Annotated in this window: 10 protein-coding genes; 3 read left to right on the forward strand and 7 right to left on the reverse strand. The window is 71.0% G+C overall.

From position 1 onward, the window contains the following. Nucleotides 1–359: 359 nt before the first annotated feature. Nucleotides 360–2,714 carry an AbfB domain-containing protein gene (locus tag OHB44_RS14345; RefSeq protein WP_330440979.1) on the reverse strand — a complete coding sequence of 785 codons (2,355 nt, stop codon included), beginning with the start codon at nt 2,712–2,714 and terminating at the stop codon, nt 360–362. 255 nt (nt 2,715–2,969) lie between these two features. Between OHB44_RS14345 and OHB44_RS14350 the strand changes: the two genes are divergently transcribed. From OHB44_RS14350 to pdxY, 3 genes are all read left to right on the forward strand, one after another. Beyond that, nucleotides 2,970–3,986: a LacI family DNA-binding transcriptional regulator gene (locus OHB44_RS14350; protein ID WP_238684959.1), complete on the forward strand. Its 1,017-nt coding sequence runs from the start codon at nt 2,970–2,972 to the stop codon at nt 3,984–3,986. Nucleotides 3,987–4,142: 156 nt separating this feature from the next. Continuing rightward, nucleotides 4,143–4,937, forward strand: a complete 795-nt coding sequence (locus tag OHB44_RS14355; RefSeq protein WP_238678438.1) for a S1 family peptidase — start codon at nt 4,143–4,145, stop codon at nt 4,935–4,937. 174 nt (nt 4,938–5,111) lie between these two features. Next, nucleotides 5,112–5,963 (forward strand): pyridoxal kinase PdxY, encoded by an 852-nt coding sequence (gene pdxY / locus OHB44_RS14360; RefSeq protein WP_330440980.1) that lies wholly within the window; start codon nt 5,112–5,114, stop codon nt 5,961–5,963. Between the two features lie 56 nt (nt 5,964–6,019). Here pdxY and OHB44_RS14365 read toward each other — a convergent pair whose 3' ends face one another. The 6 genes from OHB44_RS14365 to OHB44_RS14390 all read right to left on the reverse strand — a co-directional run bounded on the left by OHB44_RS14365 (nt 6,020) and on the right by OHB44_RS14390 (nt 14,714). Beyond that, complete coding sequence (locus tag OHB44_RS14365) at nt 6,020–6,352, reverse strand: putative quinol monooxygenase (protein WP_238684956.1); 333 nt, start codon at nt 6,350–6,352, stop codon at nt 6,020–6,022. A 9-nt stretch (nt 6,353–6,361) separates the two neighbouring features. After that, the gene (locus tag OHB44_RS14370; protein WP_330440981.1) at nt 6,362–9,598 is read right to left on the reverse strand and encodes an ATP-binding protein; all 3,237 of its coding nucleotides are present in this window, start codon (nt 9,596–9,598) and stop codon (nt 6,362–6,364) included. After that, nucleotides 9,595–10,329, reverse strand: a complete 735-nt coding sequence (locus tag OHB44_RS14375) for a hypothetical protein (RefSeq protein ID WP_330440982.1) — start codon at nt 10,327–10,329, stop codon at nt 9,595–9,597. Before OHB44_RS14375 ends, OHB44_RS14370 begins: the two co-directional genes overlap by 4 nt. Further along, nucleotides 10,326–11,429 (reverse strand): endonuclease domain-containing protein, encoded by a 1,104-nt coding sequence (locus OHB44_RS14380; RefSeq protein WP_330440983.1) that lies wholly within the window; start codon nt 11,427–11,429, stop codon nt 10,326–10,328. Before OHB44_RS14380 ends, OHB44_RS14375 begins: the two co-directional genes overlap by 4 nt. A gap of 68 nt (nt 11,430–11,497) precedes the next feature. Beyond that, nucleotides 11,498–12,916 (reverse strand): WGR domain-containing protein, encoded by a 1,419-nt coding sequence (locus tag OHB44_RS14385; protein ID WP_266302836.1) that lies wholly within the window; start codon nt 12,914–12,916, stop codon nt 11,498–11,500. 178 nt (nt 12,917–13,094) lie between these two features. After that, nucleotides 13,095–14,714 (reverse strand): hypothetical protein, encoded by a 1,620-nt coding sequence (locus OHB44_RS14390; protein ID WP_330440984.1) that lies wholly within the window; start codon nt 14,712–14,714, stop codon nt 13,095–13,097. Nucleotides 14,715–14,802 lie beyond the last annotated feature (88 nt).

Below are 14,802 nucleotides of genomic sequence, written 5' to 3' on the forward strand. Positions count from 1 at the left end.
AAGTCAAGATTGGTTCTTGTCTATTTATTGGTCGGCGTAATTGCGTGTTGCAACAGCCGAGTGAACCTGGCCAGATGCAAGTTGCGGCGCGGTCCTTGCCGTGAAGTCGACCCAGCCGGACGGTGCGATCAACTCGCCGCTTTCGCTCATGACCGGGGAAACGACGCCCGAGACGACGAGTGACGCCGGGGTCCGGTCACCGACCGCGACGGAAACGCCGGCGCTGGCGGAAGGACCGAGCCCCGGGGCGATGCGGCGGAGCCGGCCCCGCCGCATCGCCCGCGCGTCGCGGGGGTTCCGGACCATGCCGGAACCCCCGCGCGTCTTCTTCGTGGAGCGGCTCGGTCAGCGCGCAGCGGTCAGGGTGCCCACGGTGCGGCGATGTTCCAGGTGCTGTCGGCGGTCCACGACGTCGGCGTGTTGTACGCGTCGCCGCCGGCGCCGTTGCTGAGCCAGACCTCGGCGTTGTAATGCCGCAGGTACCTACCTCGGAAGTTGTACGACTCCAGCGACACGCCGGTGCCGGTCAGTCCGGTGCGGGCGCACCAGGTGGCGTCGGCGCGCAGCAGCGCGGAGCCGTCGTCCGGCGAGTTGCGGACCCGGGAGTTCTGGTGGCGCAGGTACTGCCCGGGAAAGTTGACCGACTCGAACGAGTAGCAACCGGCACCGGCCAGACCGGGCCGGATGGTGTACGTGGCGTCGGCCTTGAGCAGGCTGGAACTCGCCGCGTCGACCACCTCCGTGTAGGCCAGGCTGTCCTGGTGGCGTAGGTAACGGTTGGTGAAGCCGGGCGTGGTCACCTGCAATGACCGGCGGGTGTTGGCCGGCAGGGCGACGGGTGCCGAACTGCCGATGGTCTTCGAGGCGTTGACCAGGGCGGTGTTGGCGGCGCGTACGCGCGCCTGGTCCATCTTGATCACTTGTCGGTCGTAGGTGAGGAACCCGTTCAGCTCACCCTCCAGGTCGGTGATCTCCGTGTAGATCGAGGCGCTGAGCCCCTTGCCGAGCATCAGGTTCTGGGTGCCCTGCACCAGCCCCACGTACCGGTCGGTGAGGGCGAGCGAGCTGGACTGCCACTCGTACGCGAAGAAGCTGCCGCTAGGGCTGTACTCGTGGCCCGGCGTGTGCAGACCAAGTCCGCCGAACTCACCGAGCACCGCGATCCGGCTGCTCGACGGGACGGGGGAGTCCGGACCGAGGTAGACGTGCCAGTCGTCGATGTCGCCGTTGCCGGGGTTGCCGAGGGACTGGCAGCAGTTGTGGCCGCTGTGCGGGTTGACCAGACGTGTCGGGTCCTGGTTCTTGATGTTCTGCGCGACCCGCCGGGTGTCGGCGAGGGAGCGCTCGCCCCAGCCCTCGTTGTAGGGCGTGTACGCGATCACGGCGGGTGAACTGCGGTGCTCGTCGACGATCTCGCGTGCCTCGGCCTCGAACTGCGCCTGCTGGGCGTCGGTGGGGTCGACGTCCTGTGCGGTCAGCGACGGGATGTCCTGCCAGACCAGTAGGCCGAGCCGGTCGGCGTGGTAGAACCAGCGCTGCGGCTCGACCTTGATGTGCTTGCGCACCATGTTGAAGCCCAGGTCCTTGTGCTTCTGCAGATCGAAGGCGAGGGCGGCGTCGGTCGGCGCGGTGTAGAGCCCGTCCGGCCAGTAGCCCTGGTCGAGGGTGCCGACCTGGAACACGAACTGGCCGTTGAGCTTGGGGCGCAGCACCCCGTTGACCAGGCCGGTGGTGATCTCCCGCATGCCGAAGTAGTGAGTGGTCCGGTCCACCGTGGTCGTCGAGCCGTTGCGCAGGGTGACCCGGAGGTTGTAGAGGAACGGGTCGTCGGGTGACCAGCGGCGGGCGTTGGGCACCGGCACGCTGAAGTCGGTGAAGCCGCCGGTGGCCGATCCGACCACTGTGGCACCGTTCAACGCCTCGGCGAGGACGCTGTGCCCGCTCACGTCGCCCCGGGTGAAGACCCGGACCCGCAGTGTGTTGTTGCTCAGGTTCGGGTAGACGTCCACGCTGCTGATCGAGGCGGCGGGCACCGGCTCCATCCACACCGTCTGCCAGATGCCGGAGCTGGGGGTGTAGAAGATCCCACTGGGTGTCTTGGTCTGCTTGCCGATGGCGGGCAGGCTGCCGTTCTGCCGGGTGTCGGTGGGATCCCAGACCTTGACCACGATCTCGTTCGTCCCGGTGGTGAGCTGGGGCGTCACGTCGAAGGTGAAGGCGTCGTAGCCGCCGGTGTGCGCGCCGACCCGCACACCGTTGACCCAGACGGTGCTCTGCCAGTCGACTGCGCCGAAGTGCAGCAGGGTGCGCCGGCCCGACCAGTTCGCCGGGACGGTGACGGTGCGTCGGTAGAACAGGTAGTTGCGGTTGTCGTTGGCGGCCCGCTGGATGCCGGACAGGGCGCTCTCCACCGGGAAGGGCACGTTGACCCGCTCGGGCAGGTTGGTGCCGAACTGCGGCGCGTCGTCGGTCGTCGACTGGCGTAGCTGCCACTCGCCGTTGAGGTTGAGCCAGTCCGGCCGCGTCATCTGGGGCCGCGGGTACTCGGGCAGTGGCGTGCCGTTCAGGGCCTGGCTGGTCCACGGGGTGGCCAGGGGTGGTGTCTTGGCCGGTGCGGCGTGCGCCGACGGGGCGGGCGCGGCGAGAACGCCGGCGACCAGGGCGATGATGAGCAGTAGTGGCAGTGCGGGGCGGATGGGGACGTGACGTGTCATGCCGTCTCCGGGGGGCGAGTCGCCGCGGGCGGTGCAGCCAGGCCCGAAGCGCGTGGATGGTGGGCATCGGGTGGTCATTGACGGGGGACGGGCGTCAGCGACGGATGTCGGTGGGATCTCCACACGCCAACGGTGACCGGCATATTGACATCCATCATCACCTGTATAACGTTATAGAGCCGCGCCGACCCTCCCGTCAATGCTTGTTCATCAATGTCCGGTCGGCCCGCCCGTCGAATTCGCGAAAGGTGGGGGATGGGCGTCAACCTGAAGGACATCGCCCAGCGCGCCGGTGTCTCCCTGGCCACGGTCTCGAATGTGGTGAATGGGTACCGGCCGGTGGGGGAGCGGACCCGACAACGGGTGCAGCAGGCGATCGACGAACTCGGCTACAGCCCCAACCTCGGCGCCCGGCATCTCCGTCGGGGCCGTACCGGCCTGATCGCCCTGGCCGTCCCGGAACTGACCAACCCGTACTTCGCCGAACTCGCCGAGATCGCCATCTCCGAGGCCGCCGCGCTCGGCTACACGCTCGTCATGGAGAACACCGCAGCGGACCGGGAGGCGGAACTGGCGCTCCTCGACGGCTCGCGACAGCGCATCATCGACGGCCTGATCCTCAGCCCGGTGCGCATCGGGCGGGAGGAGGTGCTGGCCCGCACGGCCGGCAGCCCGCTCGTGCTGATCGGCGAGGGCGTCTACGACGTGCCACACGACCACATCGCCATCGACAACGTCGCCGCCAGCCACGCGGCGATCCGGCATCTCGTGGCCATCGGCCGCCGCCGGATCGCGTTCATCGGCGCCACCCCGGGCGGTGACCGGCAATCGGCCCACCTTCGAGTCCGGGGTTACCGGGAGGCCCTGGCGGCCGCCGGCCTGCCGTGCCGACCACGGTTGGTCGCCCCCACCGACGCGTTCGGTCGGCGCGACGGCATGCGCGCCATGTGTGACCTGCTCGCCCTCGGTGAACCGCCGGACGCGGTCTTCGGATACAACGACCTGGTCGCCATCGGCGCGCTGCGGGCGCTGGCCGAGGCCGGTCACCGGGTGCCCGAGGACGTCGCGGTGGTCGGGATCGACGACATCGAGGAGGGGCGGTTCACCGCCCCGACCCTCACCACGATCGCCCCGGACAAGAGGGAGATCGGCCGTCTCGCGGTGCGCCGCCTCGTCGCGCGCATCGAGGGCGCGGAGGTCGCGGGCCCGCTGACAGTGCAGACACCGTTCCGGCTTCTCCGCCGCGAGAGCACCGGCACACCGGACGCCTGACCACCGGTCGCCGACAAGCCCCGCGCCGCGTGATCCATACCGCCGGTGATACGACCCAGAGAGGATGACCCGCTAGATCCATAAACCTCAATATGATGACCGCTATCTCGACTGCGGTGCGCTCACGAGGCGTGCCATCCCGATGCGGAGGAATGCATGGTTCGCTGGCGTACCCTCACTGGCCTGCTGGCCACCGCGTTGGCCGCGGTGACCGCGGCCAGCCTCACCCTCACCGCGCCGGCCGCCGCGGCCGACAGCCCCGTGACGCCGAACGTCGTCGGCGGCACCCGCGCCGCCCAGGGCGAGTTCCCGTTCATGGTCCGTCTCTCAATGGGCTGCGGCGGGGCGCTGTACAGCGCACGGCTGGTGCTCACCGCGGCGCACTGCGTGGGCGCGACCGGCACCAACACCAGCATCACCGCGACGCTCGGGACGGTCGACCTCCAGTCGTCCAGCCGGATCACCGTCCGGTCCAACTACGTCTACCGTGCCCCCGGCTACAACGGCGCCGGCCGCGACTGGGCGCTGATCCGGCTGGCCAGCCCCGTCACCGGGCTGAGCACGCTGCCGATCGCCAGCACCACCGCGTACGACAGCGGCACCTTCACCGTGGCCGGTTGGGGCGCCGCGCGTGAAGGTGGCGGCCAGCAGCGGTACCTGCTCAAGGCGACGGTGCCGTTCGTCAGCGACTCCACCTGCAACGCCAACTACGGCGGGGACCTCATCCCCGCCCAGGAGATCTGCGCCGGCTACGCCAGCGGCGGCACTGACACCTGCCAGGGTGACTCGGGCGGCCCGATGTTCCGCCGCGACGCCTCCAACGCCTGGATCCAGGTCGGCATCGTCAGTTGGGGCAACGGCTGCGCCCGGCCCAACTACCCGGGTGTCTACACCCAGGTGAGCTACTTCGCCTCGTCGATCGCCTCGGCCGCGGCGAGCCTCGGCGGCTGACCGTACGACGGGACGGCCAACCAGCGCATCGGTCGCCCCGCCACCGCTCGGGCGGCCCGGACGACACGGTCCGGGTCGCCCGTTCGTGCCGTCCCGGGTGGGCGGCGAGTGGGGCACCCGACAGAAACGGCGGGCCGTCGGTGCGCCGCCGGCCGCAGCGGCGATGATGGGCCGGTGAAGATCCTGTCCATCCAGTCGTCGGTCGCCTACGGACACGTGGGCAACTCGGCGGCGGCCTTTCCGTTGCAACGCCTCGGGCACGAGGTCTGGCCGGTCCTGACTGTGCACTTCTCCAACCACACCGGGTACGGCGCGTGGCGGGGACCCTTGCTCCCGGCGGCGGACGTGGCGGAGGTGATCGCGGGCATCGAGGACCGCGGGGTCCTCGGCAGCGCCGACGCGGTGCTCTCCGGCTACCAGGGCGACCCGGCGATGGGCGCGGTGATCCTGGACGCGGTGGCGACGGTGAAGGCGACCAACCCGGCCGCTGTGTACTGCTGCGACCCGGTGATGGGCGACGCCGGCCGGGGCATGTTCGTCCGGCTCGGAATTCCGGAGTACCTACGGGACACCGTCGTGCCCCGTGCGGACATCATCACGCCGAACCACTTCGAGCTGGACTTCCTCGCCGGTCGCACCACGAACTCGCTGGCCGAGGTGCTCGACGCGGTCGACGTGGTGCGCGCGACCGGGCCACGGCACGTCCTCGTGACCAGCGTGCTCCACGGCGACCTGCCGCCGGACTCGCTGGAGGTGGTGGCGGTCTCCGACGAGGGCGCCTGGGCGGTGACCACGCCGCTGCTGCCGATCAACCCGAACGGTGGGGGCGACGTCACCGCGGCGCTGTACCTGGCCCACCTGTGGACGACCGGCTCACCCGCGACCGCGCTGGAACGCACCATCGCTTCCGTCTACGCCGTGCTCGAGGCCACTCTCGCGGCGGGCACCCGGGAGATCCAGCTGATCGCGGCGCAGGACGTGATCGCCGACCCGCCGGCCCGGTTCACCGCCCGCCGACTGCGTTGACGGCGGGCGCGGACCGGCTGCGTTGACGACGGTCGCGGTCCGCTGACCGGTGGCGGTCAGCGACCCTCGGGAACGGCCATTTCGCCGAGCAGCGACCAGTCCTCCTGCGGCACCGTGGCGTTCACGATCCGCGGCGTCTCGGCCAGGTACGGCGGCAGGGTCTCCTGGGCCGTGCGGAAATGCGCGGACTGGACGTGGGCCCCGCCGGCCTGGTCGTCGCGGAACGCCTCGACCAGCACGTACTCGGTGGGATCGTCGAGGCTGCGGGACCAGTCGAACCACAGGCAGCCCGGCTCCGCCCGGGTCGCCTCGGTGAACTCGGCGGCGATCTGCGGCCACCGGTCGGCGTGCTCGGCCAGGACCCGGAACTTGGCGGTAATGAAGATCATGGCCCCAGGCTACCCAGCCGGGCGGGCGCGGGCGACGACCTCCTCGGGGGTCAACGGCGCCTTCGGGTGGTGCGTCAGGCACAGCGGGGTACGGACCTTGACGAACGAGAACCCCTCCCCGGCCGCGTAGAACTCACCGCTGTTCAGCAGACCGATGTCCGGCAGCCGCCCGCCCTTGGCCTCGGCGAGCTGCCGGGCCGCGTCGATCTGCGCCGGCGCGTTGAGCAGCCCGAAGAACTGCGTCGTCGCGTTGCCGGAGATCTGGTTGTGCAGACCCTTGGGCGCCTGGGTGGCGAAGACCAGCCCGAGCCCGTACTTGCGGGCCTGCGAGGCCAGCGCGATCGTGCTGGCGGTGCAGGCAGTGGTGCCGGTCGACGGCGCGAGCGTCTGCGCCTCGTCCATCACGAACAGCCCGCCCAGCGGTCGGTCACCGGCGGGGTGCCGCTTGATCCACGCGAAGAGCGCCATCTGCAACTGGTTGACGAAGCTCTGCCGCTCCTGATCCGAGGTGAGGCCGACGAAGCTGATCACCGACACCCGGGCCCGCCGTCCGGCCGACGGCGTCAGCAGCAGCCCCGGGTCGGCCGGCGCGCCGACCCCGCCGAAGAGCGGATCGGTGACCATCGCCGCCTTGAGCGCCTCGGCCAACTCCTCGGCGAGCTTCCCCGCGCGGGCCAGCCGACTGACCCCCTCGGGCAGGTCGGTGAGGAAATCGGTGAAGCCGGGCAGGCCCACCATCCCGCTGCGCGCGTACGCCTGCAGGGCCTCGGTCAGGACAGCCTTGCCCTGCTGGGCGAGCCGGCTGGAGCGGTCCACGCCCGCCCGTGGCGCGAGCGCCTCCACGGCGGAGCGGACGGCCTGGTCGAACTCGTCGGGCCAGTCCCGCAGCGAGGTGAAGTCGGGCAGCGGCTGGAAGCTCAGCGGCCGACCGGCGGTGACCCGGGGCGTCCACACCACCACCTCGGTGTGTGCGAGGTAGTCGGCGGCGCGTTCGGCGTCGCCGGGGCCCCAGCCGCCCGGCGGGTCGGGCCACGGGTCGCCGAGCCGGGCCAGGTCGTTGTTGGGGTCGAGCACGATCGCGGAGACTCCCTCGCGGGCACACTCCTCGACCAGCCGGCGGATCAGCACGGTCTTGCCCGAGCCGGACCCGGCGAACACGACCGCGTGGCGGCGCAGCGACTCCAGGGGAACCGTGAAGGGGTGACCACCGTCGACGGTCCGCCCCAGCCCGACGGCCCGACCGCCCACGCCGACGACGAGGTCCGCCGGGTCAGCGGGTACGGGCTCGGCCGCCGCACCGGCGGGGACGTCGGCCTCCGACACGGTCGCCGGGTCGGATTCGGGACCACCCGACGGTGGCTCGTCGTCGTCGGGCGTCGGCGGCTGGGCATCGCCGCGCGTCCCGTCGGGCCCGGGCAGGACCGCGCGGAACAGCTCGGTGCCGCTGGCCGGACGGCGGGCCACCAGCCACTCCTGCAAGGCCGTGGACGGTTCGGCCGCCATCACCCGCAGCGCAGCGAAGACCCGCAGGTCCGCCTCCGGTACGGCACACCGCAGGCCGCCGGCCGCGTCGAAGCCCGTCAACACCTCGGTCGTACGCTTCCCGGTCGGCCACGGACCGTTGCGCAGCAGGATCAGCCGCCGTTGTGGCAGGTCCCGGTCCAACCCTGCGAGGGTGCAGGCGGCCTTGACCCGGGCGGTGACGGCGACGGCATTGGGGTGCGCGACGGCCCGGAAGCACCAGTGCGCCTCGTTCTCGGTGGCCTCGTCGAGCACCTCGATGAGCCGCCCGTGCAGCGCGGGCTTGCGCCCCGGCGGCGGGTCGTACTTGTAGGTGGCGCCGGTCGGCGCCTGCTCGGCGATCCAGGCGGCCAGGCCGGCGGCGAGCAGCGGCGGCATGTGCTCGTCCTCGCCCGTCGGGTTGACGGCGGCGGACACGTCCGCGGCCTCGACCAGTTCCGCGAACCGTGCGTCCAACTCGTGCAGGCGGCGCTCGTCAGTCGTCGCCTCGGCGGAAGCGCTACGGGCGGTGCTGGCCGTCGGCGTCGAGTCGGTGCCGTCGATGAGCCGGTCGAGCTCGACCACCTCGTCGCGGTCACGGCACCAGGCGATGTGGCGGTCCACCCGGCGGAGCAGAGCGCGGGGCGTCAGGGTGGGTGCGTCGGCGAAGGCGGCGGGGGCGATCGGCCAGGTGGGGTGCGGTGGCCCGAAGTACATGCCCGCGAACGCGGCGGAGAGGCGCTTCGCCACGATCGCCTGCCCGATCTCCGGCGTGGGGATCCGGTCCGGCAGGGCCGCCGTACGGAAACGGTCAGCGACCGGGGTGGGCGCGGTGCGGGTCAGCAGCACCCAGGTGTCCGGCAGGCACGAGACGACGACCAGCGTGCGGCGGGTGATGTCGCGGAGCTTGAGCAGGCCGTCGGCGATCGGGCCGAGCACCTTGGCCTGGCCGTCCTCCAGACCCTGATGCTGGTTGAGCAGTGAGGTGCTGGTCTGGGCGAACAACGTGTCGAGCTGGTCCACGGCGATGACGGTGGGGTCCAGGGTCAGGGCCATCAGCCGGGAGATGTCCTGCACGACCTGCTGGGGGGTGCGGATCGCGGTGCTCAGACCCCACGCCGCCCGCGAGGCCGGGTCACCCGGCTCGGAGATCAGGTGGGCGTAACCGACGTCCTGTGCCTCGAAGTCGACGGCGCCGTGCAGGACGAGCGCCCGAGCGGTGTCCTGGGCGTCCCGCCCGACCTCCCGATCGCGCTCGCGCAGCGCCCAGATGAAGGTGTCGAGCTGCGCACGGGTCACCGGTCGGGCGCCGGCTACCGCGTCGCGGACCTCCACCGGCAGGCCGAGCTGGGGGGTGAGTCGACGCAGGAAGGTCTTCAACTGGGTGCCCCAGCCGACGTGGGGGCGGCCCATTCCCTCCACCAGGGCCAGGGCCACGCTTTCCCAGAACGTCTTGCCACTGACCATGTCGACAAGGAAGAAGTAGCCGCCGTCGCCCTGGATCCGTTCGCGGACCGCCCCGAGCAGGTGCGTCTTGCCGGCACCCGCGCGGCCCTGCATGGCCACGCCGAGCGGCATGCTCGTGTCGTCGGTGCGGGCCCGCGCCACCCCGCGCAGGATCTCCGCGGCCACCTTCTCGTGCAGCTCCGGCACGTTGTGCGCGCTGGGTCGCCAGACGTCGTCCGGGGTGACCGCCGGGTTGAGGCTGACCACTTCCAGCGCGGCCCGCTGGTCGTCCGAGATCATGCCGGGCCGATCGCCAGGGCGTGGTTGTCCTCGTTCCCGATGCGGACGGCCGCGGCCCGGTCCCGTGCGGTCAGTGACTTGGTGTTCGCCACCGGGATGATGCGGACGTCCTCCCGGCCGACCATCGCCCGCAACGCCGCGTCGAGGGTGGCCCGGTCGGTGTCGGCGAGCCGGTCGCGGACGTCGGCGAGGCCGACCCAGGCGCCCGGCGCGGCGGCTAGATCCCGGTACGCCGAGCGAACCAGTGCCTCCACCTGCACCGCGGACACCGGTGCCGCCGCCGCTGCCGCCGGTGCCGCCGCCGTCGCAGGCGCCGCGGGTGCCGGTGCTTCCCGTAGCGGCTCGCTGGTCGCCGGGGCGGCCGTAGCCTCGGTCTGCTTGAAGAAATCGCCGTGGCTGACCCGGAGCCGGTCCAGCGAACGGTGCAGGTTGGACAGGACGACGAACAGGGACCGGGTCGTCGAGCCACCCTGCTTCGGCGGCGCGGCGGTGTGCAGCTGACGTGCCACCCGCCAGCCCTGCTCGGTCAGCTCGTGGGCGAAGGGCCGGTGCGTCCGATCGGTGTCCACCAGGCCCAGGTCGACGAGCTTCGTGTTGTCCTTGCCGGTCAGCGTGAAACCGGCGAGTTCTTTCAGCTCGACGTTGGTGAGTCGGCGTGCCTCGACCATCAGCACCACGAGGGCGTTGATCTGGTTCGGCGTCAGGTGCGGGACGTCCGCCGGGCTCGTCATGATGTCTCATCTCCGTGGGGGTGCGTGCCGCCCGCGCGTCGCCGGGCCAGCAGCCGACGGATCCCGTCGACCACCGCCGGCGCGTCGGTGAGCACCTGCTCGTTGGTGAAGCGGAGCACGTCCAGCCCAAGGAGTTGCAGCTGTACGTCTCTCCGCCGGTCGTTGGCGAAAGCGATTCGCCCACGATGCTCCGGGCCGTCCACCTCGACCGCAAGACCCTCAGTGGGCCAAAACAGATCCAGACGGTACGCCGTGGCCAGGACGTGCCACTCGTAGGTCTGGTTCCACCGCCGGCCCCGCGCCCAGTCGTGCGGCGCGAGCGCACGTTCCAACGCCTGCTCGGCGGCGCTGTCACCGCGGGGCACACCCGCGATCGGCGGCCACGCCAGCACCGTCGACTCCGGCTCGGCGGCGAGGGCCGGAATCCGTTCGGTCGTGCTGGCGAGCTGGGCGAATCGGGCCGGCAGAGGCATGCGCACCGAGCGCACCCGGTCGGCGTGGCGCAGCGGCCCGCCGGCCAACCACACAGTGAAGCCGCCGTGCCGCACGAGCCACTCGGCGGCGGCCACCAGCGTCCGCTCGGCTTCGGCGTCCAGGTCGGGCAGGGCCACGACGAGTACACAGCTCTCCCGGTCGTACGCGTCGGCGATCACCCGGGCGAGCCCGGCGGCGCGTACCCCCGGGGCGAAGCGGGACCGGCCGCCGGGGCGGCGCGGGCCACGCAGCCCTCGCTCGGCGAGGTCGGCCAGGAACGGGCCGAAGTGCCGGGAGCGGGCGGCGGTACGGGCCGCGAGTGCCCGTACCGCCGCGACGCCGAGAGTGCCCTCGCTGTCGAACTGGTCGGCCCCCGTCAGCCAGCGGGGGAACATCGTGAGGGCCGCGGCGTCCAGTTGGTCGAGCACCACGTCCACGAGGTCACCGAGCGGACGCGTCACAGTGGGCCGGTAGTGCACGATCGCGGGTGCTGCCGGTGGCAGCGGGTCGAGTGCCACCCGCAGCAGCTCCGGGTCGATGCCCGGCAGGTGACTGACCCGCCGTGCCGGCGGGGCAGCCCACCAGGCCCTGCTGGCGTCGCCGTTGGCCCGGACGGGGTGCGCCATGGCGGCACCCTACGACACGGACGGGCGCGACCGGGGACCCCTGGGTAGCGAGGCGGAGCGCCCGCCGCTCAGCGCAGCCGGCGGATGTCGCCGTACGCGCGGTAGTAACCGCCGCGGCTGGATTCGCGCACCTCGGTCACCAGGTAGCGGGCGCCCGGCTCGCGGATCCCCTTGGGGAACTGCACCGACCAGTCGCGCCGGTAACCGTCGGAGAGCACCTGAACCCGCAGCCGCCCCCGATCGTCCAGGCACTGCACGACCACGCCCGCGCCCGAGTCGCTGGTCACCTCGACGATCGTCGGCTGCACCGGCTGGGGCGCCTGGCGGGGGGCCTTGACGTCGCGTACCTGGGGCACGTTGCCGGCCTGCGCCGCGCGGATCGCCGGCTCGCTCGCGTCGATGCAGGCCAGATGGCCGCCGGTGGTGACGACGTAGAGCCGGTCGTCGTGGTACTGCATGGAGTACGCCGAGCCGCAGCCCGTGCCGAGCTTCCACAGCCGGGTGCCCGCCGCGTCGAAGCAGTAGATCGAGGACTGGCTGTCACCGGCGAAGACGTACTCGCCGCCCTCGGCGGTGGCGCAGGAGAAGACCGGGGCGTCGCACAGATAGGTGCGTTCGTGGCGACCCGACTTGGACAGCCGCACCACCTCGCGGCTGCTGGTGCCGGCGAACACACTGCCGTGCTCCTGCCAGCCGAAGAGCACCGAACCGGTATTGGTGTGCCACAGCTCGCTGCCGGTCCGCCACTCGTAGCCGGTCACGCCCTGCGAGTGGCCGTGGTAGATGGCATCGTCGTCGCACCGCACCATCCAGGCCGAACGCCCCCGCCCGGGCCGACGCCACAGGAACTCGTCCTCGTGGTCGACGGCGGTGATCCCGCCGTCGGCGTCGGAGACGCCGAGGACGCCGTCGTGGATGTCCAGCCAGTAGATGTCGATCTCCGGGGCGATCGCGTACGCCACGCGGGGCACCTTGCCGGACAGGTCGTAGACGTTGCCGTCGTCGCAGCCGGCGTAGATCCAGGCGTCGTCGGCGACGATGCACTTCACCCCGTCGGGAAGGCGGACCTGGCTGCGCACCTGGGCGTCGTGGTCGAGCGTGGTGATGACACCGTGCTCGTTGCCGACCATGCAGTGCTGCCCGTCGACGAAGATGCCGAAGGCGGGGGCGCCGGAGTCGTAGCGCCAGAGCACCGGGGCGGTGTGGGCGGTGGAGCGGGTGCTCACGATCTGCCGCCGCGACACGGTGCGCTTCTGGCGGACGCCGGGGACCGCCGGGGCGTAGCCCTTGCGGACCTTCTCCCCGATCTTCTTCGCCGCGGCGGCCCGGGCCCGGGCGTTGTCCGGATAGGCACTCGCCTTCACCTGCCCCTGGTCGCCGATCCGGCCGTAGCGCACCGTCAGCGTGGTGTTGTCGACGATGACCTCGTAGAACTTGTGCGCACCGTCCACTTCGGACAGTTCGAGGTAGGTCGTCTCCTGGGACATGGGGGGCCTCCGAGGGTCAGCGAGCGGCGCGATCCGGCCGGCGCGGCGACAGTGACCACACGGTAGCGGTGCCCCCCGACAGGATCGGCTGCCGCTGACGGCTGGGCCCGAGCGGCGCGTCGGTCCGGTCCGCGACCCCTGCCGGGCCCCGTCGAGGACGGGCTCAGCCCACCCCGGGTCAGCCCTGGCGCAGGACGCGCGCGATGGCTGTCGCGACGGCTGTGGTCAATACCCATCCCGACAGGACCAGGCCCCAGGCCACCCATCGGGCGCCGCTGTCGAAGCGCCAGGTCGAGTCCTGCCCGAGGCTCACCACCGGAATCAGGAGGTCCACCGAGTAGACGAGTGAGTGGAACTGCGGTGGCTTCTCCACGGCGGCGATGGCGCTGTCACCGATCGGCGTGAAGATGGACCACCCCAGAGCCGTCAGCCCGATCAGCCAGATCGACGCGAGCCACGTGCGATAGCCGTAGCCCACGGTGGCCCACAGGATCCCCGACCAGATTCTTGAGATCCCTCTGACCTCCTTCGCGCGGGCGTGTTGCTTCCGGTACCCGACGACGCGCGCCTCGTGCTCCTGCCCGGCTTGCCGGTACGCCGCGATCAGTTGTTCGTACGGCTGCGGGCGGTAGGTGGCGTCGCCCCTGGTGAGCCACCTGATCCTCTCGTGGACGGTGACCGGTTGGGGCGAGCTCAGTCGGTCGTACGCGAACCCGTCGAGCACGATGGCTGCAGGCCAGGTGCTCGGGTTGTCCGTCACCACCCGGGCAGACACGTTCGTCATGTCGAGCGTCGCCGGGGGTTGTGCGAAGTCGAGGTCGACCATTCCGGCAGACGTCCCGGACAGGTCGACCAGGCTCGGGTCCGCCGCTGAGTCAGCCGCACCGGGAGCGAACGCCGCCGTGTCGAACGAGACCGCCCCCTCCACGCTGGCGTAACACAGACCGATCGCCCCGTCCGACCGAAACGCCTGGTCACACCTGATGTCCCTGGTCACCTTGAGCCCGTACGCCTGCAGGCTGGTGGGGCGGTCCTTCAGCCGCTTGCGCGTCGACCCCCGATGCGGGTGGGTCAGTGCGACGCCACTCAACAGGATGGACCCACCGACCTTGGCGTTGTCGAGAATGATCCGTCCCTCGACGGTGGCCGCTCGTCGTGTGGCGTCCGCGTCGAACCAGAGGCCCTCATCAATTTCCGTACGCTCGGCCTGCAGGCACACGTTGCCCGGATTGTGCAGCTCCGCACCGCGGAAGATGGCGGCTCCGCCGATCTGGGCGCCGATCATGCGAATCTGACCGGTGACGGCGGTCTTGGCGAAGGACACGTTACTTCCGACGGCCATCTGGCTCGCGCGGACCGCGTGCGAGGAACTACGGAGATCGCACTCCCGAAAGTGCAGCACGCCGTCGATCTGGGCGTAGCGCAGATCGATCGTGTCGGTACTGGTGACCCGAACCATGCTGACCGAGCCTCGGACCCTCAATCCGGTGGCGTCGAGCCCGGGGATCGTCGAGTCGGTGAGGGACAGGCTCAGCAGGTTGGCGTCGCAGAGCCGGGGAGCCTGGTCGAATTCGCACTCGTCGAAAGTCAGCGGGTAGCCGATGTCGAGGCCGGTCAGGACCAGTTCACCGACGATGGACGCTCCGATGAGGTGGATCGTACGGATCTCGCCCGCCAATTCCTTGACCTGACCGGTGACGAGCCGCTCGAGAAAATCCGCGCGGACCGTTTTATCGGCGACCGACCCTGCGTCGGCGGGCGTGCGGCTTGTGCAGACGGCCAGTATCAGCCGCTCCATCGGAGAAACGTCGGCGTCCGGTCCGTCACTTGTGGAACGTGGCTGGGGCACATCCATTCCCAGCATTCTTGTGACGGTGACATGAGAC

Origin of the sequence: Micromonospora sp. NBC_00821 (assembly GCF_036347035.1) — a bacterium.
GTDB lineage: Bacteria > Actinomycetota > Actinomycetes > Mycobacteriales > Micromonosporaceae > Micromonospora > Micromonospora hortensis.

What these genes read in the sequence shown, in the direction of transcription:
- OHB44_RS14345 (WP_330440979.1), bottom strand. Translation starts at nt 2,714, where the DNA reads ATGACACGTCACGTCCCCATCCGCCCCGCACTGCCACTACTGCTCATC.
- OHB44_RS14350 (WP_238684959.1), top strand. Translation starts at nt 2,970, where the DNA reads ATGGGCGTCAACCTGAAGGACATCGCCCAGCGCGCCGGTGTCTCCCTG.
- OHB44_RS14355 (WP_238678438.1), top strand. Translation starts at nt 4,143, where the DNA reads ATGGTTCGCTGGCGTACCCTCACTGGCCTGCTGGCCACCGCGTTGGCC.
- OHB44_RS14365 (WP_238684956.1), bottom strand. Translation starts at nt 6,352, where the DNA reads ATGATCTTCATTACCGCCAAGTTCCGGGTCCTGGCCGAGCACGCCGAC.
- OHB44_RS14370 (WP_330440981.1), bottom strand. Translation starts at nt 9,598, where the DNA reads ATGATCTCGGACGACCAGCGGGCCGCGCTGGAAGTGGTCAGCCTCAAC.
- OHB44_RS14375 (WP_330440982.1), bottom strand. Translation starts at nt 10,329, where the DNA reads ATGACGAGCCCGGCGGACGTCCCGCACCTGACGCCGAACCAGATCAAC.
- OHB44_RS14380 (WP_330440983.1), bottom strand. Translation starts at nt 11,429, where the DNA reads ATGGCGCACCCCGTCCGGGCCAACGGCGACGCCAGCAGGGCCTGGTGG.
- OHB44_RS14385 (WP_266302836.1), bottom strand. Translation starts at nt 12,916, where the DNA reads ATGTCCCAGGAGACGACCTACCTCGAACTGTCCGAAGTGGACGGTGCG.
- OHB44_RS14390 (WP_330440984.1), bottom strand. Translation starts at nt 14,714, where the DNA reads ATGGAGCGGCTGATACTGGCCGTCTGCACAAGCCGCACGCCCGCCGAC.